Raw genomic sequence first — 20325 nt, 5'->3', positions numbered from 1 at the left:
TTGCTGGATTGAAGCCGGAAGGAATCCGTTACAAAAACCATCGTTCCGGGTAAACAGACAACGGCTAAAGAACATCCAAGGAGGACACATATGAAGGTTTTACGATCTGTCTGGTTAACATTGGCCCTCCTGATCATGACGGCAACCGGCGCCGCCGGGTGGAATGGAGCGGCAGCGGCTGAGTCCGGTAAAGTGTATCAGATCGGCACAGACATTACGTTTGCGCCATTTGAGTATCAGGACGCAAGCGGCAAATATGTCGGAATCGACATGGATTTGCTCGACGCAATTGCCAAAGATCAGAATTTTAAGTACGAAGTCAAACCGCTCGGCTTTAATGCAGCCGTGCAGGCGCTAGAGTCCAATCAGGTGGACGGCGTCATTGCCGGAATGAGCATTACGGACGAGCGCAAGCAGAAGTTCGACTTTTCGCAGGCTTATTATGATTCAGGCGTCAGCATGGCGGTTCGCGCCGGCAATGATGACATCAAGTCCTATGAGGATCTGCGGGGCAAAAAGGTAGCGGTTAAAACCGGCACTCAAGGATACAGCTTCGCGGAATCCGTTGCGTCCAAATACGGGTTCACTATCGTGCCTTTTGACGACTCGGCGCAAATGTACGACGACGTTAAGGGCGGCAACTCCGTTGCAACCTTCGACGATCATCCGGTGCTCGCCTACGGGGCCACCCAAGGCAACGGGCTTGAGGTCGTGGACGAGATCGAGATGGTCAAAGGCGGCACATACGGCTTTGCCGTCAGCAAAGGGCAAAATCAAGAGCTGCTCCAAATGTTTAACGACGGTTTGACCAATCTGCGCAACAGCGGAGAATACGACCGAATTCTGGAGAAGTACCTTGGCGAAGGCGCTCAAAACGCAGCATCCCAGGGCACTTGGGCGCTTATTCAAGAGTCGCTGCCTCCGCTGCTGAAAGGTCTTGGCAACACGCTTCTGTACACGATCATGTCGCTGTTCTTCGCGTTTCTGCTCGGCCTGCTGTTCGCCTTTATGAAGGTTGGACGCAGCCGCTTGATGCGCGGCATTGCAACGGTGTATGTGGATCTGTTCCGCGGCATTCCGCTGATCGTGCTGGCGTTTTTCATCTACTTTGGTATTCCGCAGGCATTCGGCTTCACGATGCCGCTGTTCCTGGCGGCAATTTTGACGCTAAGCCTTAACGCCGGAGCTTACGTGACGGAAATTATCCGCGGCGGCATCCAGTCGATCGACCGGGGCCAGATGGAAGCGGCGCGTTCGCTAGGTTTGCCGTATCGCAGAGCGATGATCAAAATTATTTTGCCGCAGGCGATTCGCGTCATGATTCCGTCCTTTATTAATCAGATGGTCATCACGCTCAAAGATACGTCGATTCTGTCGGTTATCGGACTTGTCGAGCTGACGCAATCGGGCAAAATCATCATTGCGCGCACGTTTGAATCGTTCACGATCTGGTCGGTTGTCATGGTCATGTACCTGATCGTCATCATCGCGCTTACGAAGCTGGCCGAGCGTATGGAAAGGAAGGTGCGCCATGGGTAAAATTCGCGTTGAAGGCTTGAAAAAGAGCTACGGCTCCAATCATGTTCTGAAGGGCATCGATATGCAGGTGCGCCAAGGCGAGGTTGTCTGTGTCATCGGGCCGTCCGGCTCCGGCAAAAGCACGCTGCTGCGCTGTATGAACCGGCTGGAGGACATTACCGAGGGCCGCGTCATCGTTGACGACAAGGATATTAACGACCGCAGTGTCGATATTAACAAGGTTCGGGAAAACATCGGCATGGTGTTCCAGCATTTTAATCTGTTCCCTCATTTCAACGTGTTAAAAAATATTATGTTTACGCCAGTGGAGCTCGGCAAACAAAACGAAGAGCAGGCGCGCTCCACCGCTTTGCGTCTGCTGGAGAGAGTTGGTCTGTCGGATAAAGCCGAGGCTTACCCGCATCAGCTGTCCGGCGGCCAAAAGCAGCGCGTTGCGATCGCCCGTGCGCTGGCGATGAATCCCGATATTATGCTGTTTGATGAGCCAACCTCTGCCCTTGACCCGGAAATGGTCGGCGAGGTGCTTGGCGTCATGAAGGATCTCGCTCGCGAGGGAATGATGATGATGGTTGTCACTCACGAGATGGGCTTTGCCCGCGAGGTGGCGGACCGGGTTGTGTTCATGGACGGCGGCTACATCGTAGAGGAAGGACCGCCGGAGGAGTTGTTCGGCCGTCCGAAGCATGAGCGGACAATCAGCTTTTTGGAAAAGGTGCTCTAAGAGAAGACGGATGAACTCCGGCAAAAAAAGGTCCCGCAAAGGCAGCTCATGCTGCTCTGCGGGACCTTTTTGCATGTGATGTGCTGGACGACGGTATAAGTTCTTTCGTAAGCATGGGACCGTATAATTAAGGGATGACAAACTTCACCTTGGTGCCGTCGGGATATTCCTCCAGCTGGTTGCCGACCCAGGAACCGGCTCCCCGGTTGTCCGACGATTTAACGTAATCGACGTGAGCGCCGGCTCCGCCCTCGCGGCACATGGCCATCGGCCATTCGTCGCGGTCGTATTTTTTGCGCGTAGGGATGCCCTGCAGCGAGTCGCGGCGATTATCCTCCGCACCGTCGCGGTCAATCGTACAGATGTTGGATTCACCAGCGGCGATCGCCTGTTTAATATGCTCGGCTGTGCCGGGATAACGCTCGGACGGAAAATAAATCGTCACATCATGCGTTTTCGGAGCGGCGGACGGCTGGGGCAGCTCCCAAATAGCGGTACAGCCGCTGAGCAGCACCGAGCCCAGCAGAAGAGGGGCCAGTCCCCTTGCCAGAAACGCGCGAACAGCTGTTATGCAAGTCATGTTGTCCTCCAGGATGCAATAAAGTACGTCAATTCGCGTCTAGCCAACAGTATAAGCGGGGCCGTTCGGGTTGAAAAGCGAATTTTTCCCAGAATAGCGATACCATCCTTCAATATTGCCGGGAGTCTACCATGATTTCAAGCACTCCTTTGTTGGCTCTTTCTCTGAATGGCCTGGAAATCAAAACGAAAACAATTCCGAAACCTTTAAAATCGCGGTATGCCTGTTTTTGATCCATTTCGATTGCTCCTGTTCGAATCGGTTTGGCCCAAAAGGGCTAGTCTAGCCTGCTGTCCCTGGTGAATAAGCTTAATCAACGACTCCGTTAGGCGGAGCTTGGGAGGCTTGGAGATGTACCGAAGCAGGAAATCAGCGACAGAAATCATGTTCAAAATAGGTCTGTTATTTTTTATTCTGTTTGGCAGCTTCTGCTTTGCCGCACTTGGACGGAGCTCAGCGGCTGTGGCGAGTCAGGCTGCATTCGAACTGTTTAACGGTGGCGGAATGGAAATAAGTCATGCTGCCGATATAACATCAACCGAAATGAGCGCTGCACTTCAGGATGAACAACCCCCGTCCAGCCTGCATGATCATATTTCCTCGCTCCCGGGTTCTGCGTCCTCTGGTATATGGAAAACCGTCCAAGATGTCATTTCGGTAGTTGGTCTGACGGGGATTGTAATTGCTTCAGCGATTGTAATGTTCCGAATCCGGTTTTGGCGGGAGCCGCTGCAAATGCCGCTCATGATGGCGTGCATGGGAGTGGCAATGGCGGCCGGCCTGTCAGGCGGTGCGATATTATCCATCTTGCTTAAAAGCTTTACATTGCCTGCCATTGCTTGTGCGGCCGCAGCGGCTGCAGCGGGATATTACGCCGGTAACCGGCATGGTGCCGTACCTGCTATGGAAGGTTTTTTTGCCGGACTTATGGGCGGGCTTATGGGCCCAATGCTCGGTATTATGGCCATTTCGGATTTCCCGGCTGCCGTTGTAGTTTTTTCCCTGGTATTGTTTGTGGTCTATTTGGGACTGGCGAAACGTCTGCTGCACGAAGATGGTTTCCGGGAGGAAGCAGTGGAAACGGAAGAGCCTCAGCCTGCATCATGAACAAAGCCTTTTGACGGCAAATCTATTGGCATCATATGAGGAAGTGGTAGAGGAGGTTCGGGCAAAAGGACCGGCTTGAAGAGGTTGCTATCCGGATAATTTAATAGAGTTTGAAGGAATTAAAGTGAGCGTAATTCAATATAGTACTCCAATCCAACGGTGCCGCAACAATACTATACTTGAAAATATATGCGTTCTAAAAAGGGCTATTTTCTGATTAAAACACACAATCCTAAGTTAAGCCAAACTAAGTATCCTATACTATTCCATTAAAGCGGGATAGTATTGAAGAGTAGGTCTCCTAAAGCTCCTGTAAAAAGAAAAACAAAAAGCGCCGCAATGAAAGTCAAACAGAGCAGCATAGTTAAAAAACAAGTCAAATTGAAACAAAAGTTGGCGGGAAGCAAGTCGGCGGCAAGCCGCTTGATGCGAAGCACGGGCGTGCTCAAAAAAAATCCTAGCACAGAGACGGCCCATGTTGAGGTAATGAACCGCAGCGATGCGGACATAACGGCGACAATATTAGTTTTTTCATGGGATTCTGATTCTCCGGTCATGATTGGAGAGACTTCTGTTATCGTGCCCGTTGGATCGCTTCGTTCATTCAGCACCTCGCTCATTGATGTATTCGAACACTATGAGGTAGTTGCTATTTTATCTTCTGCTGCGAATGTAATTGTCAACCATTTCGGCATTGCGGACAACGTACCGCAACTAGGCAATATAGTATTGGATCGAGATTTTATTTCCGTTGATATCTAGGCTTTGATTGAATTTAAGGCGAATCTTTGTCGGTCAGCGCGGGTCCAAGCGGGCCCGCGTTTTTTATTGTAAGAGCGTAGCTAATAAAATCCGGTGACGGTTCTGACATTTATGCAAATGTAATTAACCTGTCTTGGTGAAGCAACCGCCAATCTACTATCGATCATAGGAATAGCCCGCTGACCTTTGTTGGTCGGCGGGCTATTCCTATGTGATAGAACCGGTGTTGGCTAGAGTTATCGAATAGTGACCCACGTGTCTCCGTTTTCCGGGTTAATTGGACCATAAAAATTAACTGAAGTTGATGGATTGGAACGACCCACGGGATCTGTATATTCTTTAAATGTTATGTGGATGGCTCCAACTATTAATACGTCCGGTAGAGAAATTATATTGTAATACGCTGAAGCGTTGCTATGTTGCAAATACTTAGTAACAACAGTAAAACTATAACCATGTCCGGGATAAATGGTATGTGGACGAGGGACGGGAGATTCGAATTCGCCATCTAACTTAGTCGTTGTTAAATTAAAGTTTGTTTGATTGAAAACAATAAAATCTCGAGCGTTTGACGATTCATAGTTATCCCTTTCCGAACTGCAAAAAATTTGAGCAATAATGACGAGTAAAATAAACAAAACCAAAATAATTCCTAACTCCATTTTAAAATCCCTCCTGAGTATGTCTATCAGTCCGCTGGCCTTTGTTGGCGAGAGGGCTTTTTGATTTATGAGAACGAAGGTTTGTGCCATGATTGATTCAGGCATGAGTTATCGAATAGTAACCCATGTACTTCCGTTTTTTACGGTAAATGGACCTTGGAAAGTGGAGTTATTATATATTTCGGTAATATTAAAGAAGTTTGTATATACAAACATGTTTATAAATATATTTCCAACAGTTAGGCCTGATGGAGAAAGTACTCTGTAAGCCAAATTAGCTTCATTAGTTGCTCGCCAAGTCTTAACAACCTGATAATTATAACTTCCTCCGGGTTGAATGATGTGTGGAGGAGGAGCGGGAGATTCGAAGTCCCCTGCTATCTTAACCGTTTCTAATCTAAGGTTTGTTGTTTGATTATAAACATTAAATCCAACGGAATCTTGAATGCTTAACGATTCATCGTTGATTGTTGCCGAACTACAAAAGACTTGCGCAATAAGGACGAGTAAAATAAACAAAACCAAAATCATTCCTAACTTCATTCCGAATTCCTCCTAAGCGAATCTATTAGCATCCTATTCAGAAATGGAAGAATTGTGAGGGTTGGCAAAAAAATAGCCCTCTAACCTTTGTGGTCGGCGGGCTGTTGACTTTAAAGGAGCAGATGTTTTGCTATGATTGGGGTTGGTATGACTTATCGAATCGTGACCCACGTACTGCCGTTTTGTGAGCTAACTGGACCTTCTGTAGTAACTGTCGTTGATGTTGGGCTGGGAAGGTATATTGATATTACTTTCATGGTAATCGTGACAGATCCAACTATTAGGTTTGATGGCGAAATTACATTGTACTTCGCTTCAGCGCTTCTATTTCCATACACAGGACCAACAACCTGAAAATTATAACTTCCTCCGGGTGGAATGATGTGAGGAGGAGGAACGGGAGATTCGAAGTCCCCTGTCAACTCAGTCGATTCTAGTCTAAGGTCTGTTGTTCGATTGTAAACATTAAATCCCTTGGAACCTTGAATACTAGACGATTCATAGTTTTCCCTTGCCGAACTACAAAAAATTTGAGCAATAATAACGAGTAAAATAAACAAAACCAAGATCATTCCTAATTTCATTCCGAATTCCTCCTAAGTGTGTCTATCAGCATCCTATTCAGAAATGGGAGAATTGTGAGGGTTGGCAAAAAAATAGCCCTCTAACCTTTGTGGTCGGCGGGCTGTTGACTTTATAGAAGCTACTGTTTGTGTTGTAATCGGTATTGGCATGAGTTATCGAATCGTGACCCACGTATTGCCGTTTTGTGCGGTAATTGCATCACTTGCGAAAACTATAGTTGATGGTGAAGCATAACCATAGATCGATTTTACTTCCATTTGTATGACGGCTTCTCCAACCAATCTACTTGGTGGAGTAATTACTCTGTAATATACTTGAGCGATGCTTGATCCTAACACAGGACGATGAACCTGAAAATTATAACTTCCCCCGGGCTGGATGGAGTGTGTGAACGGAGCGGGAGATTCGAAGTCCCCTAGCAAAAGATACGCATCTAATCTTAGGGCTGATGTAGCATTGTAAATATTGAATCCAATAGAACCTTGTATAAGTGATGAACCATTACTATCTCCCAACGAACTGCAAAAAATTTGAGCAACAACGACAAGCAAAATAAACAGAACCCAAAGCATTCCTAATTTCATACTGAGTCCTCCTCGGTGTTTGTTACAGCATTATACTAAGAAAGGGAAGGGGGAGCGTGGACTCTTATAATAGAATTAAAGCCCGTCAACCACTTAGGTCGGCGGGCTTTTTCAGGCATAAAATACTATTGGATTGGCGGACCGCGTGTACAATTACTATAAGAAGTTGTGTTAGTTGAACAACTTTATTGTTTGGTATGAAAACAAGCAAACTGGAGAGGGATCGGCTTCTTATACCATTAATAAACACGAAAATAATAAAAAACGCCTGACCTGACAGCCGCCCTAGAGATCGGCTTTTATAACAATATATTGATCACAAAATGCGGTGAATCAAAATATCTGTCCCGTTAACAGTAGCGGTTACAAAATCAGAATTTATGGAGGTAAAAGCTTTACCAACGGGTATTCTGATCCCCCAGTAGCTCACATAAATCACCGTCATCATAATTGTAACGGTTCCTGCAATCTGTCCGCGAAAATCGATGTTGTAATTCACGAAGGCTGAAGTAGGGGTGTTACCATCAGCGAGAACCTGAAAGTTATAACTCTTACGCGAAGGTATGGTATGCAATATCGGAGCAGGAGGCTCGAAGTCTCCTCCAAGAGATCGAGCTGCCAAATCGTAGCTTCCGATTTCGTTGTTAACGTTGAACCCGATCGACCTTGCCTGATTAGCAATTAAGTTGTTCTCAAACGGGCAGAATATTGGTATTAAAATCACAAGTAAAATAAATAAGATCAAAATCACACCTAAATTCATATTCTATTCCTCCTATGTGATATATCAATAACATATGAGAAATTCAAAGAAAGGTACGGGTTATCAAGCAAATCTTGTGAAGTCCTTAGAACAATCTTCTGTCGGCTCATTCCTAATCTCCGAGCCTGTGGCTGCAAAAGGTAAGGCCGGCACGATGGCGCAAGCGACGAGCGTTAAATCGTCACACTCATATCCAAACTGCTGATAATTTGGTCCCCAATCCTTCAAATTGTCACGATGAACCGTTTTGATAAATTGGAAAAACCCTTGATTTATAAGGGGTCCATACAAAAAAATCGAGGCCCCTTTGCAGGGGCCTCTTTCATGGGAGAGGAGAAACCGGACGAAGAGCTTATGGGGAAACGTAAGCCTTCTCCGCGGTGTCTACGGCATCTCTCGACGCCGGTAGTTACAGGATGACCCAATTCAGATTAATTTATACATGGTATCAGATTTGACGTTTCACTTCCTCAAGGCTGAATACTTCAACACTCGTTCTGTCCCGCATGATCTGATACAATTTGCCACAAGGAGGCTGGTTATGGGGGACAAGGAGGAGTTAGTTCGTTTTGGAGTGGCGTTTCCGGCGCCGTTGATCGCTCAATTCGACCGTTTCATTGAAAATAAAGGCTATTCCAACCGCTCTGAAGCTATTCGGGATATGGCGCGGGAAGCGCTGCTTGAAGCGGCGGAGATGCAGAGCGACACAGCTGTCGCGGGCACAATCTCCATGGTGTACGACCACCACGTGCGCGAGCTTCCCATGCTGCTGACGGAGATTCAACATGATTTTCAGCATGACATTATTTCGACGATGCATGTGCATTTGACGCATCACCAGTGCATGGAGATTATCGTTGTCCGCGGCAAAATCGAATCGCTTCGCCGGCTGCATGAAACCATCCAAACGCAAAAAGGCGTGCAATACGCTAATCTTTCGGTTACGTATCTGGAGAAAACTGAATAATGCTAATTTCATTATATCGTTCAATCCCGTTGATGCCTCCAAAAGGTATCAGCGGGATTTTTTTCGAGATACGAAGATAGCAGCCGCGTTTAAGAGCTGTGTCTCGGCATAAGTTGAACTAGATGAGAAGGTTCGATAAATCGCGGATGGAAGGGAGGGCAGCAAATAATGAAAAGAAAATCGGTTTGTTCAACGGCAAGCGCGGTGTTTGTATTATTTATTTTGCTGGTCATAGTCGTTTCGTTGAAATATGATGACAGTTCTCTAGCGAAATATCGTTCCCAAGGAGAACACGAGCAGCGATTTGACCTGGTTAACAATACTCCAGAGTACACGCTTATTTATGCGGGAGGAACTGCAGCTATTCCAGACCGTGTATTTGTGCATGCCCAAGGAGGAAGAGCGAGCTTAAACGTTCCTATCGTCAACTCCGTTAAACCTACTTCCCGAAGTGCGGATTACATCGTTGTAAACAACAGCACCGGAGAAGAAATTGGCAAGCTCTCGTTCGTCATGATGTCATTTCAAAATGCCATCCCTAGATAGTTACGGACATCCGCCGGAGTCAATTCCGTATCTAGCAGTAAGAATTAAACGCATTACTTCAGTCACTGAAAGGAAAATAAACGATGCCTAGTACATTTACCGTTCTGATTTTGTTTATATTGCTCGTTATCGTATTAACCGTCATTTTAGTTAATGAGGAAAATGATTCTCCTGCCGACGGATCGTTTGAAATCGCTGAGGCATTAAGATTTGAGATTTACAATGATACGGGCACTTATAGCCTTTATCGCACCTCATTTACTGGCAGTACGGGCTCTCCAGTTCCGGGTCAGACCGTTCAGCCATATACAAGATCAATTCTGCGTGTGAACCGAACACTTTTTAAAGAAACGCGGGCTCAGGCTTCGTTTAGTGTGGTTAACCTGGGAGCAAATTTTTCATGTACGATGATCGTTACCGATAACGGAGATGCATTCTTCAGCAGCGTCATTCCGAAAACAGGACCAATAACGGTCTCTCAGAGCTTCTCGGGGGAACTGCCCATACTGACGGTTCGCCGGTCGTAAAGAATGAGGTCAATCCATAGGATGGCCTTTTTTTGTTGAAGACTCTATATTATGTCACGTTTTATTACATGAAAAATGAATTTTAGTGCCGCGAATCGTCATTTGTGCTACAATTACCTATATTCGTAACACTTAATAACGGACTAATAAGGTTGAGTGGGGGAGAAAACATGACGTTGATATGGAGCGGTAGAGGGTTAACTAAAAAACCAATGTTGTGGAAGAACGGGGTTGCGATAAGCGTAGCTTCTTTATTAATGTCCGGATGTGCGGGCGCACCGGAAAAGCCGCAGGCCGCAAGCGGCAGCGGTCAAACGCAGCCGTTATCGGCCAAACAGAGCGGAGAATTAAGCGACAGCTTGATTCTAGCCGTCAGCTCCGAACCTGAAACGGGGTTTGATCCCATTAGCGGCTGGGGGAGGTACGGCTCTCCTCTTTTTCAAAGCACGCTGCTGAAACGGGACGACAATCTTGAGATCATCAATGACCTGGCGACGGGATACGAGATAAGTGAAGATCGGCTTAGCTGGACGGTAAGCTTGCGCGGAGACGCACGTTTTTCTGACGGGCAGCCATTGACGGCGGAGGATGTTGTTTTTACATTCCGCAAAGCGGCGGACAGCGGTTCGGCCATAGATTTGACCAATCTGGATGAAGTTAATGCCGAAGGAAAGGACAAGGTTATTTTCCGCCTAAAGAAGCCCCAGTCCACTTTTGTCAGCCATCTGATCAGCACCGGCATCGTTCCCGAGCACGCTTATAGCGCCGATTATGCAGAGAACCCTGTCGGCTCAGGTCCATACCGGCTTATTCAATGGGATAAAGGCCAGCAGGCAATCGTAGAGGCGAATCCGGATTATTACGGCCCGAAGCCGTATTTTCAGCGATTAACGTTTCTGTTTCTGGAAGAGGATGCCGCATTTGCCGCTGCCAAGGCCGGTCAGGCCGATGTTGCTTACGTTCCCGCCGCTTTCGGCGTGCAGCAGGTGCCCGGCATGAGGCTGGAGAAGGTCCGGTCGGTAGATAATCGCGGCATATTGTTTCCTTACATAACGTCTGGAGAACCGACTTCGGCAGGATATCCCGTTGGCAACGAGGTGACATCGGACCCGGCAATCCGCAAAGCTGTCAATGCAGCGATTGATCGCACCGCGCTGGTGGACGGCATTTTATACGGATATGGCTCTCCCGCGTACTCGCCTAGCGACGGCCTTCCCTGGTGGAACGAGGACACCGTTATCCCGGACGGCGACCCGAAAGCCGCTAAGTCAATGCTGGAGCAAGCCGGGTGGAGCGATTCTGACGGAGACGGAGTGATGAACAAAGGAAAGCTGAAAGCCGAGTTTAATTTGTTGTATCCTGCAGGTGACGCAACGAGGCAGTCGCTGGCGCTGGCTGCGGCGGATATGGTGAAAGAAGCGGGAATTGTGATTCGTCCGGAAGGTAAAAGCTGGGAGGAGATTGAGCGGCGCATGCATGCGGATGCGGTGCTTTTTGGCTGGGGCAGCCACGATCCGCTTGAAATGTATCATTTGTTCAGCAGCTCTTTTCGCGGAGTGGACTACTATAATGCCGGATATTACAGCAACAGGACCGTGGACGAATGGATGGAAAAGGCGCTTGATGCTGCGAATGAGGAAGAGGCGCTTGACTACTGGAAAAAAGCGCAGTGGGACGGCCGTACAGGCATGAGCGCGCTTGGCGATGCGCCTTGGGCATGGCTGGTCAACCTGGACCATCTGTATCTTGTCAACGACAAGCTGAATATCGGAAAACAACGCATTCAGCCGCATGGCCACGGCTGGCCGGTAACCGACAATATTGAGGATTGGGCATGGAAAAGCTGAGTTTTTCAGCATTGCTGCGCTTTGTTCTGCTCAAGCTCGCAAGGTTGGGTCTGCTGCTTGCCGCAGTCAGCGCTGCGGCGTTTGCGCTCGTCAGCTATTCGCCGATTGATCCGGTTCAGGCGTATATCGGGGCGGATGTCATGCGCGTAGGAGCGGAGCAAAGAGCGGCCATTGCAGCTTATTGGGGGCTGGACGAGCCTCCGCTGGCAAGATTTTTCCGCTGGGCGTCCGCTCTCGCTGGGGGCGATATGGGCACTTCGCTGATTTACCGCCAGCCGGTAGCGGATGTCATCGGCGAGCGGTTCTGGGGGTCCCTGTTGTTAATGGCGGCGGCATGGCTGTTGTCGGGAGTGATCGGTTTTACGGCCGGCATCGTCGCGGCGATGAATCGCGGACGCCTCGTGGATCGAATCGTGCGCTGGTACTGCTGCACGCTTGCTTCAACGCCTTCGTTTTGGCTTGCTATGCTGTTTCTTATGGTATTCGGCGTTTGGCTTGGCTGGTTTCCGGTCGGCTTGGCCGTGCCTGCCGGGGCGTTGGCGGCTGAGGTGGACTGGCTGGATCGTCTCCGCCATTTGGCGCTTCCTGCACTAACATTAAGTGCGGTTGGCATCGCTCCGGTCGCGCTTCATACAAGAGAAAAACTGCTTGACGTTTTGGACAGCGACTACATTTTATTCGCTCGCTCCAGAGGGGAAAGCGGCATCAGGCTTGTGCGGCGGCACGGGCTGAAGGCTGCTCTTCTGCCCGCATTGACGCTTCAGTTTGCAGGCTTCAGCGAGCTGTTCGGCGGCGCGGTGCTGGCGGAGCAGGTATTCTCTTATCCCGGTTTGGGCCGAGCCGCCGTTGAAGCGGGCGTTCGCGGCGACGTGCCGCTGCTCATGGGGATAGTGCTGTTCAGTGCGCTATTTGTATTTACCGGCAATCTGCTGGCGGATATCATGACCCGGCTCATCGATCCCAGAGTCCGTGAAAGGGGAATGCCGAAATGAAGGCGGAAACAGTTGCCGTTGGCGGGCTTGGAATAGGAATGGCCGCAGGACGTTATTCGCAGGGGCGGCGACGGATGGTCGTTGGCGCAATTATGCTGGCGGCGGCGCTGGGAGCGCTTGGGTTGGCCTCACTGGCTATAGGCGACGAGGCTCTGCGAACGAATTTGCCGGCTCGTCACTTGCCGCCTTCCTGGCAGCATCCGTTCGGGACGGATTGGCTTGGGCGGGACATGCTGGCACGAACGCTGGAAGGGTTATGGCTCAGTCTGCGCATCGGACTGGCGGCATCGCTGGCCGGAACGGCAATTGCGGCTGCAGCGGGATTGTCGGCCGCCCTGTATGGCCGCACTGCAGACCGGATCATCGGCTGGCTTGCGGATCTGTTTCTCAGCCTGCCTCATTTGGTGACGCTGATTCTGATTGCATTTGTGTGCGGCGGCGGCTTGCAAGGCATTATGATCGGCGTTGCGCTTACGCACTGGCCTTCGCTGGCGCGGCTGATCCGGGCCGAGGCTCTGCAGCTTCGTTCGGCGGATTTTGTTCATGCGTCCCGTCGGCTTGGCCGCTCCCGGTGGTGGATTCTTTCGCGGCATTTGCTGCCGCATTTATTGCCTCAGCTCATGACTGGCTTCTTGCTGATGTTTCCCCATGCGATTTTGCATGAGGCGGCAATTACGTTCATCGGTCTCGGATTGCCGCCGGATCAGCCGGCGATCGGCATCATTCTTTCGGAGTCGATGCGGTACCTGAATGCGGGCATGTGGTGGCTGGCGCTGTTCCCGGGACTGGCGCTGCTGCTGCTCGTCCGCAGCTTCGACCGGCTTGGCGAGGCGGCACGGGCAGTCTGGAGTCCGCGGCGTTCTCACCATTGACGGGGCCGATTAGAAACGGGTGAATCCATCGGCCTGGCGCCTTTGGCTTTGACATAGGGGCTGCTTTTATCCAATGAACGGTGATGTGCTTAGAAAAAGAGAGGGTGGAGCAATGCTGGAAATTGCCGGATTGTCGGTTTCATTCGGCCAGTACGTTGGAGGGTTCCGCCGGCGGGACATACCGGTGCTGAACGATGTCGATCTTGACGTTGACGCAGGGGAATTGCTTGCCGTCGTTGGCTCCAGCGGCTCTGGCAAAAGCTTGCTGGCCCATGCCGTAATGGGCTTGCTGCCGGAAAATGCGGTGGTGCGGGGTCGGATCAGCTATGGTGGCCGGACGCTTGACGAGAGCTTGCTCCGGAAGCTGCGCGGCCGGGAGCTGGCTTTAGTGCCGCAAGGAGTGTCTTATCTTGATCCGCTGCTTCGGGCTGGGAAGCAGGCGCTGGGCAGACAGCGAGGCCTGGCGGCGAAAAAAAGAGTTCGCAGCGTATTTCGGCGGTTCGGATTAGCGGAACAGGCGGAGGAGATGTATCCGCATCAGCTTTCCGGCGGTATGGCGCGTAAAGTATTAGTGTCAACGGCGGCTTTGGGAGGAGCGAGGTTTGTTATTGCGGACGAGCCTACGCCGGGCATGGAGCCGGAATCAGCGGCGGAGGCGCTGCAAGCCTTGCGTGAACTGGCGGATGGAGGCTGCGGCGTGCTGCTTATTACCCATGATATTGAAGCAGCATTAAAGGTGGCGGACAGAGTTGCCGTTCTGTATGCGGGTGAGGTTGTTGAGACCGCTGCTGCTGGGGAATTTGAGGGAACGGGGAAAGTGCTGCGCCACCCCTACAGCCGCGCACTTTGGCAGGCGCTTCCGGCAAATGGATTCCGTGCGCTGCCTGGCGTCCAGCCATCGCCAGCGGAAACCGCAAGCTGCTGCAGCTTCGCCGCACGCTGTCCTATTGCAGCACAAGAGTGCGCTGCGGGGAAACCGCCGCTGCGGAAGCTAAGGGGCGGAGCGGTTCGCTGCTGGGTGGCGGAGTAATAGAGGCCGCAATCAATACTTTTTGGAGGATTCGACATGGCTTTAATGGAAGCGGCGGGACTTGGATTTTGTTATGGCGGTCAGGACTGGCTGTTTCGGGAACTTTCGCTCTCAGTGGAGGAGGGAGAGGTTGTTGGCCTCAGCGGCCCGAGCGGCAGCGGCAAATCGACTTTGGCAAAAGTTTTGGCCGGATATGATAAGCCGATTGTTGGAGAAGTGAAGCTGGATGGGCTGCCTATTCCGGAGCGCGGGGCTCATCCTGTGCAGCTGGTGCTCCAGCATCCTGAGCGTGCGGTCAATCCGCGTTGGCGCATCCGGCGAATTCTAATGGAGGGCGGAACGCCCGATGCGGCTTTAATTGAAGCGCTTGGCATAACGGAGGATTGGCTGGGACGCTGGCCGTCCGAGCTGTCTGGCGGCGAGCTGCAGCGCATCTGTATAGCCAGAGCGCTTAGCCCTGCAGCAGTCAAAGTGTTGATTGCGGACGAAATGACCGCGATGCTGGATGCCATCACGCAGAGTGGATTATGGAGGACGGTGCTCCGATACGCCGAGCACAGACGGATGGGCTTGCTTGTCATCAGCCACGACGAGCAGCTGCTGCGGCGTATATGCACGCGCAGGCTGAAGTGGGATGAGCTGGTTAGATGTGCTAGAGCGCAATAGGGAGCAAGTGCTTGATTGGGGCCATAGACAATTTCAAAAATAGTAATTTGAAGGATGGACCGCACAGGTCCATTTTTTTGTTCCTATTAGAGGAATATCAGCAATTTGATATTATTAATAACACGACCAACTTCACGTTAATTTTGACTGATCTTACGCCGGGGACGGAGTTGCCGACTGTCATATTTATTCCTCGGGAGGCGGAGTCGCCAGTTATCAACTGCCGAATATTCCATATAGAGTTACCTCTGCGACTGTTAAGTACACTGTAGTGAGTGATGAAACGTTGGAGAATGTGGGAGTGCTAGACGCGACGCTTGAAAATTCACGGGCATATTTCCATTGGTTCAAAAATATTTCTACGACCGCTCCGATCTCCACCCGAACTTATTATGGTCCGACTCCGGAGTATGTTGCCAAGATGGCTGTTTCGGATATTTAATGAAGTTGGCGGCAGGGCTGCGGCGAACAGAACAACATTTGCCGGATTTAACATGAATAGAGCGTTTAAATATACTTGAGCGAAACAACAGCGGGGATTGGCCAGCGCTTTCATCGCAGGCACGGGTTGTGTTACGATAGGAAGGCCATTTTGGCGGCGTTTTGCCGCATCAACAGGAGGACCTGACCTAGCATGAGAGTGATTGCGGGTGAAGCGAGAGGGCGCGCGCTCAAAGCCGTACCCGGAATGAACACAAGGCCGACGACCGATAAGGTTAAAGAAGCCATTTTTAGCATGATCGGCCCTTATTTTGACGGGGGCTGGGCGCTTGACTTGTTTGCCGGCACCGGCGGACTCGGCATTGAAGCGTTGAGCCGGGGCATGGAAAAAGCGGTATTCGTCGACATGGACCGTTCCAGCATTTCGGTTATCCGGGCCAACGTAACGACGGCAGGCATGGCTGCAAGATCCGAAATCTACACCAACGATGCCGGCAGGGCTGTGAAGGCGCTGGAGAAGCGAGGGTTATGCTTTTCAGCTATATTTCTAGATCCGCCTTATCGGCTTACCCATATGGACGAGCTCATTTTAGACATGGATGACAGAGGCTTGCTGGATGATGGAGCCGTCATCGTTGTTGAACATGACAGCGCTCACTCTTATCCCGATTTCATCGGCAGATGGGAGCAATGGAAACGATCGGTATACGGGGAGACGGCGGTAACGCTGTATCGCTGCCGTGAAGACGAAGACGGGATTACGGAGGCTGGAGATGGAAACAAGGAATAACGAGCGAACCCATACCGAACGAGGGGCTGGGACATTGGAATCGGAGCGTCTGGAATTTGCAGGCGGGCAAGGGCGAATTGCCGTTTACCCCGGCAGCTTCGACCCGGTCACTTGCGGGCATCTGGATATTATCCAGCGCGCATCGCGCCAGTTCGATACCGTTATCGTTGCGGTGCTCAACAACACAAGTAAAAACCCCCTTTTTTCCGTAGAGGAAAGAAGGGAGCTGCTCGCAGAAGTAACCAAGGATATTCCGAATGTTCGCATTGACAGCTTCCGCGATCTGCTAGTCCGCTTTATGCGTTCCCAAGGAGCGCGCACGATTGTGCGTGGGATTCGGTCTGTGACGGACTTTGAGTACGAGCTGCAAATGGCGTCCACCAACCATCAGCTGGACGGGGAGATCGAGACGATTTTTATGATGACGAATCCGAAGTATTCCTATCTCAGCTCCAGCATCGTGAAGGAAATTGCCAAATTTCAGGGCAGTGTGAAGGATCTGGTGCCGCCTGTCGTACAATCGGCGCTGACGACAAAATTCCCCGGCCGGCCTTCTTGAGGGCCGGTTTTTTGTTGATGGCGCAGGTTAAGCTGGGGCTGTTTGGTTTTGGTTTAGGTTTTTGGGACTCTGGTGTTGCTAACGCAACTGAGGCGGCTTATTCAGCTGTAATTTGCACTTTTTTTGCTGTAACGCAACTGAGCCGTCTTATTTAAGTGAAATTACGGCTATCTGCCATCATTTTTTGCGAATAACGCCTCAGAGTTGCGCTAGATTTTGAATTGGGCTAAAAATGGCGGGATAACGCTTCTGAGTTGCGTTAGAATCAGCGAGTGGTGAAAAAGTAGCGTTGGTTGGGGTTAGATGGCAGATGGTAGTAGGACTTTTGGCAAAAGGATACGGCGGCAGGTAAACGAACACGGATCAACTCCGTGCAGCTGAACCAAAGGGCGTATCAGCAGCTGAACCTGCGACCGGCGCGGCTACTCCAGCGGAGCACATATGTCGACGATTCAGCGCCGAGCGATTAGCCGCCGGCTCCTGATCCGGATTACGATAGCTGCGGCAGCCGACAGCAGCAGCAGAGCTGCCAGCAGCGCCGCCATCAGCGGAATCTGCAGCAGCAGCGAACCGTGCAGCACGGCTGCCCATGCTCCCGGCTCCTGCAGCAATGCAGCTGCGGCTGCCCTCCAAGGCGGCTCAAGCGCTGCGCCATCCACGGTGAAAGCTGGCGCCGCAGCGGCACTCAGCGCTTGAAGCGGCTGCCACAGCAGCAGCGCCAAGCAGCCTGCGAGAGCTCCGGCAAGCAGCCGCGAGCAGGCAAGCGGCAGCAGCTTCAAGCCGGTGCCGCTTGCGGCGCCGCCAGCCTGCAAAAGCGCGCAGAGCCCGCCCCAGCCAAGAGCGGCGGCAAGTGCGGCTGCTTGCAGCAGATTAGATGGATCAGGCGCATGCCAGCTGGCCAGCGCGGCTGCGCCGAGATGCGCCTCGGTAAGCGCGGTCAGCCCCGGACCGCGCAGCATGGCAGGCAGAAGCGGCTGGCACAGGCGGAGCAGAACGGAAGCCAGGATGATGAGCCCGCCAACGGCCATCAGCTGCTGGACGGCTGATGCAACGCCATCCCCCAACGCTTTGCCGAATGCGCGTCCGTCCCGGTTTCGTCCATCCTCTATAGCTTGAAGCGTACGGGACAGCAAGGATGCCTTACTGTCATTGCCGCAGATATTCTTTTCCACTTGATCTTCGCCGGGATTCACGTTGACTGGGAGGTCGGACACGGAGGAGACAGCTGCTTTTTTTTCTGAATTGGCGTTCTCCTGCGTTGTTGAAGTGTTCGTGATGGGATGGATGTGCACCGGCTTGCCAAAACGTTCCGAAAGCCGGGAGATAAGCAGGCCGGCAAGTATGGAGCCCAACCAGATGATAGGGAGCAGCAGCAGGCCGAACATCGGCTGATGCAGAAAACCAGCTCCCAGCACAACGATTACAAAGAGCGGATTCGGCGAATGGCACAGGGCGAGCAGTCTTTGCCCTTCGCTGCGGCTCAGCCTGCCGCTCGCCACAAGCTTGCCCGCAGCTGCAGCTCCAGCCGGATAACCGCTTGTCCAGCCTTGTACGAGCGCCCAGCCGGCAGTGCCTGGCAGGCGAAGCAGGCGCATAAGCGGCGACAGCAAAACGCCGATACCGTCCGCAAGTCCAAAGGCGAGCGTCAGCTCAGCGAGGACGAGAAAAGGAAGCACGGCGGGGAAAACGAAGTTCCACCACAATGAAAGGCCGGCCAGCGAAGCTTGGAACGCTTCCGAAGTGCCGCTGACAATAGCTACAACGATCAATATGGCAGCGCAAGCGGTAAAGAGAGAGCGGAGCATTTAAAGTCCTCCTTATAGGAATTGCCGCGCCGTCGCCAATTGCCCGGGGACGGCTAGTCCTTCCGCAACGCCGGGCGGGCCAAAGACAGGACAACTTATTTATACGCAGCGGAAATAGGGCTTAGAAGCAGACGGAGAGGAGGGGTGCAGATGGAGAAAATAATGGAGGCAGCGATGGTTTCGGTCAGAAAAAATCAATTCCATATACTGCCCATGCAGCCGGCTGAGGCGATATGAATGGCCAGGGACGGCCTGCTCGGATTCGAATCGGACTAGCGCTTGGCATATTGGCCGCGTTGATTTATTTTGTGACGGTGCCTAAGCTGTATTACATCTCGCAGCCCGGATTTGCCCGCAGCGCTGAAGCTCTGATTCGTCTGCCGTCTGGTACAAGCCTTGAGGGGTTCCAGAATTCAACCTCCGACAAACCGGCAGACAAAGCGGAAGCCTCAAATCCCCCAAAGTCCACTGAGTTCAACGATGGAGAGAGCGGGGATCTGCAGACGGTTAATTCAGGCTGGTATTATACGGCCGTTCGCCTTGATCGGGTGAATGCGCTGCAAGCAGTGCTGCATCGGATAAAATCCGGTGAGGTATCGACTGTACGGGCGGTGCTTGGACAATTAGAGGAACCCGTTTATATGGAGCGAATGAAAACGGTCATGCAGCTGTCGCTGCAGCAAGCAGCGGAGGCTTCCTTGGGGCAAGCGGACGTGCTGGACAAAACGGTGCCAGACGGTGTAGCTGTACGCTCATCGGGCAGCGTTGGCGACGGGCTTACATTGGAGACAGCTGACATGATCTTGAGGGCGGGCGGGGAGACTGTCCGCAGCTTACAGGAGCTTTTAGACCAAATGAAAGTCTCAGTTCGCAACGATTCTGCTCTTCGGCTGGAGATACTGCGAGACGGGCAGAAGGTGCTTCTGGAAGGCGGAGTCAGGACGGCCGCAGTAGAGCAATTGCAATTAAGCTTGGAAAACAGCGGGAAATTCCAGGCTGTAAATCCTCCGGAATTTCAGGAGGTAAAACAGCTATTCTTGCCAAAAGCAGCGAAACCGTTAACATGGAGCGGAGCCGAGGCGGGAGGACCCTCCGCAGGTCTAATGGCGGCGCTGGCTCTCTATGACCGGGTTGTACCGGGTGATTTGCTCGATGGCCGGACAATTGCGGGCACGGGCACCATTGACGCTCAAGGGCGTGTCGGAGCCGTTGGCGGCGTCGTGGACAAAGTGAACGCCGCCGCTGCGGCAGGCGCCGGGTGGTTTCTCGTTCCGTCGCAGGAAGCGGACGAGGCGGAACGGGCCGCCAAGGCTGCAGCGAACCAACACAAAAACGCACCCGCAGAGCCGATGATAGTAATCGGCGTCAAAAATCTCGCGGATGCGATTCAGAAACTGGGCGGATAATGGCAGCTAACTGCCAGGACTGCCTCCTGAC

At 51.8% G+C, this 20325-nt stretch carries 23 protein-coding genes; 15 read left to right on the top strand and 8 right to left on the bottom strand.

The window, feature by feature from the left end:
* Positions 1–90: 90 nt before the first annotated feature.
* Both M3223_RS01745 and M3223_RS01740 read left to right on the top strand, forming a co-directional pair.
* Positions 91–1539 (top strand): amino acid ABC transporter substrate-binding protein/permease, encoded by a 1449-nt coding sequence (locus M3223_RS01745; protein ID WP_251558326.1) that lies wholly within the window; start codon positions 91–93, stop codon positions 1537–1539.
* A complete protein-coding gene (locus M3223_RS01740) occupies positions 1532–2260 on the top strand; it encodes an amino acid ABC transporter ATP-binding protein (protein WP_251558324.1) in 729 nt (242 codons plus the stop codon). The genes M3223_RS01745 and M3223_RS01740 overlap by 8 nt, the downstream gene beginning before the upstream one ends.
* 127 nt (positions 2261–2387) lie before the next feature.
* Here M3223_RS01740 and M3223_RS01735 read toward each other — a convergent pair whose 3' ends face one another.
* The gene (locus M3223_RS01735) at positions 2388–2840 is read right to left on the bottom strand and encodes a NucA/NucB deoxyribonuclease domain-containing protein (RefSeq protein ID WP_251558322.1); all 453 of its coding nucleotides are present in this window, start codon (positions 2838–2840) and stop codon (positions 2388–2390) included.
* Between the two features lie 109 nt (positions 2841–2949).
* The gene (locus M3223_RS24175) at positions 2950–3078 is read right to left on the bottom strand and encodes a hypothetical protein (RefSeq protein WP_285891087.1); all 129 of its coding nucleotides are present in this window, start codon (positions 3076–3078) and stop codon (positions 2950–2952) included.
* A gap of 113 nt (positions 3079–3191) precedes the next feature.
* On the opposite strand from M3223_RS24175, the gene M3223_RS01730 reads away from it, so the two are divergent.
* A complete protein-coding gene (locus tag M3223_RS01730) occupies positions 3192–3947 on the top strand; it encodes a hypothetical protein (protein WP_251558320.1) in 756 nt (251 codons plus the stop codon).
* A 339-nt stretch (positions 3948–4286) separates the two neighbouring features.
* On the top strand, positions 4287–4709 hold the full coding sequence (locus tag M3223_RS01725) for a hypothetical protein (protein ID WP_251558318.1): 423 nt from the start codon (positions 4287–4289) through the stop codon (positions 4707–4709).
* Positions 4710–4945: 236 nt separating this feature from the next.
* Here M3223_RS01725 and M3223_RS01720 read toward each other — a convergent pair whose 3' ends face one another.
* The 5 genes from M3223_RS01720 to M3223_RS01700 form a co-directional block, all read right to left on the bottom strand.
* Complete coding sequence (locus tag M3223_RS01720; RefSeq protein ID WP_251558316.1) at positions 4946–5371, bottom strand: hypothetical protein; 426 nt, start codon at positions 5369–5371, stop codon at positions 4946–4948.
* Positions 5372–5479: 108 nt separating this feature from the next.
* Positions 5480–5914 carry a hypothetical protein gene (locus M3223_RS01715; protein ID WP_251558314.1) on the bottom strand — a complete coding sequence of 145 codons (435 nt, stop codon included), beginning with the start codon at positions 5912–5914 and terminating at the stop codon, positions 5480–5482.
* A gap of 152 nt (positions 5915–6066) precedes the next feature.
* Positions 6067–6498 carry a hypothetical protein gene (locus tag M3223_RS01710; protein WP_251558312.1) on the bottom strand — a complete coding sequence of 144 codons (432 nt, stop codon included), beginning with the start codon at positions 6496–6498 and terminating at the stop codon, positions 6067–6069.
* Positions 6499–6651: 153 nt separating this feature from the next.
* On the bottom strand, positions 6652–7083 hold the full coding sequence (locus M3223_RS01705; RefSeq protein WP_251558311.1) for a hypothetical protein: 432 nt from the start codon (positions 7081–7083) through the stop codon (positions 6652–6654).
* 316 nt (positions 7084–7399) lie between these two features.
* Complete coding sequence (locus M3223_RS01700; RefSeq protein WP_251558309.1) at positions 7400–7846, bottom strand: hypothetical protein; 447 nt, start codon at positions 7844–7846, stop codon at positions 7400–7402.
* A 541-nt stretch (positions 7847–8387) separates the two neighbouring features.
* Between M3223_RS01700 and nikR the strand changes: the two genes are divergently transcribed.
* The 10 genes from nikR (at position 8388) to coaD (ending at position 17083) form a co-directional block, all read left to right on the top strand.
* Positions 8388–8813, top strand: coding sequence for a nickel-responsive transcriptional regulator NikR (nikR, locus tag M3223_RS01695; RefSeq protein WP_251558307.1), 426 nt, complete (start codon positions 8388–8390; stop codon positions 8811–8813).
* 168 nt (positions 8814–8981) lie between these two features.
* Positions 8982–9359: a hypothetical protein gene (locus M3223_RS01690; protein ID WP_251558305.1), complete on the top strand. Its 378-nt coding sequence runs from the start codon at positions 8982–8984 to the stop codon at positions 9357–9359.
* A gap of 83 nt (positions 9360–9442) precedes the next feature.
* A complete protein-coding gene (locus M3223_RS01685; RefSeq protein ID WP_251558303.1) occupies positions 9443–9886 on the top strand; it encodes a hypothetical protein in 444 nt (147 codons plus the stop codon).
* Between the two features lie 212 nt (positions 9887–10098).
* Complete coding sequence (locus M3223_RS01680) at positions 10099–11733, top strand: ABC transporter substrate-binding protein (RefSeq protein WP_435367992.1); 1635 nt, start codon at positions 10099–10101, stop codon at positions 11731–11733.
* Positions 11721–12725: an ABC transporter permease gene (locus M3223_RS01675; RefSeq protein WP_251558299.1), complete on the top strand. Its 1005-nt coding sequence runs from the start codon at positions 11721–11723 to the stop codon at positions 12723–12725. The genes M3223_RS01680 and M3223_RS01675 overlap by 13 nt, the downstream gene beginning before the upstream one ends.
* A 38-nt stretch (positions 12726–12763) precedes the next feature.
* Entirely contained in the window at positions 12764–13597 is an 834-nt protein-coding gene (locus M3223_RS01670; protein WP_435367991.1) for an ABC transporter permease, read from the top strand.
* Between the two features lie 73 nt (positions 13598–13670).
* On the top strand, positions 13671–14627 hold the full coding sequence (locus M3223_RS01665; protein WP_251558297.1) for an ABC transporter ATP-binding protein: 957 nt from the start codon (positions 13671–13673) through the stop codon (positions 14625–14627).
* A 36-nt stretch (positions 14628–14663) separates the two neighbouring features.
* A complete protein-coding gene (locus M3223_RS01660; protein WP_251558295.1) occupies positions 14664–15293 on the top strand; it encodes an ABC transporter ATP-binding protein in 630 nt (209 codons plus the stop codon).
* 634 nt (positions 15294–15927) lie between these two features.
* The gene (rsmD, locus tag M3223_RS01655) at positions 15928–16524 is read left to right on the top strand and encodes a 16S rRNA (guanine(966)-N(2))-methyltransferase RsmD (RefSeq protein ID WP_251558293.1); all 597 of its coding nucleotides are present in this window, start codon (positions 15928–15930) and stop codon (positions 16522–16524) included.
* Positions 16508–17083, top strand: coding sequence for a pantetheine-phosphate adenylyltransferase (coaD, locus tag M3223_RS01650; RefSeq protein ID WP_251558291.1), 576 nt, complete (start codon positions 16508–16510; stop codon positions 17081–17083). Before rsmD ends, coaD begins: the two co-directional genes overlap by 17 nt.
* 452 nt (positions 17084–17535) lie before the next feature.
* On the opposite strand, the gene M3223_RS01645 is transcribed toward coaD, so the two are convergent.
* Positions 17536–18888 (bottom strand): nucleoside recognition domain-containing protein, encoded by a 1353-nt coding sequence (locus tag M3223_RS01645; RefSeq protein WP_251558289.1) that lies wholly within the window; start codon positions 18886–18888, stop codon positions 17536–17538.
* 233 nt (positions 18889–19121) lie between these two features.
* Between M3223_RS01645 and M3223_RS01640 the strand changes: the two genes are divergently transcribed.
* Positions 19122–20294, top strand: a complete 1173-nt coding sequence (locus tag M3223_RS01640; protein WP_251558287.1) for a S16 family serine protease — start codon at positions 19122–19124, stop codon at positions 20292–20294.
* The last annotated feature ends 31 nt before the right edge of the window (positions 20295–20325 follow it).

The organism is Paenibacillus pasadenensis (assembly GCF_023715725.1).
Lineage (GTDB): Bacteria > Bacillota > Bacilli > Paenibacillales > Paenibacillaceae > Paenibacillus_O > Paenibacillus_O pasadenensis_A.
This window is presented reverse-complemented; position numbering and strand designations above follow the sequence as displayed.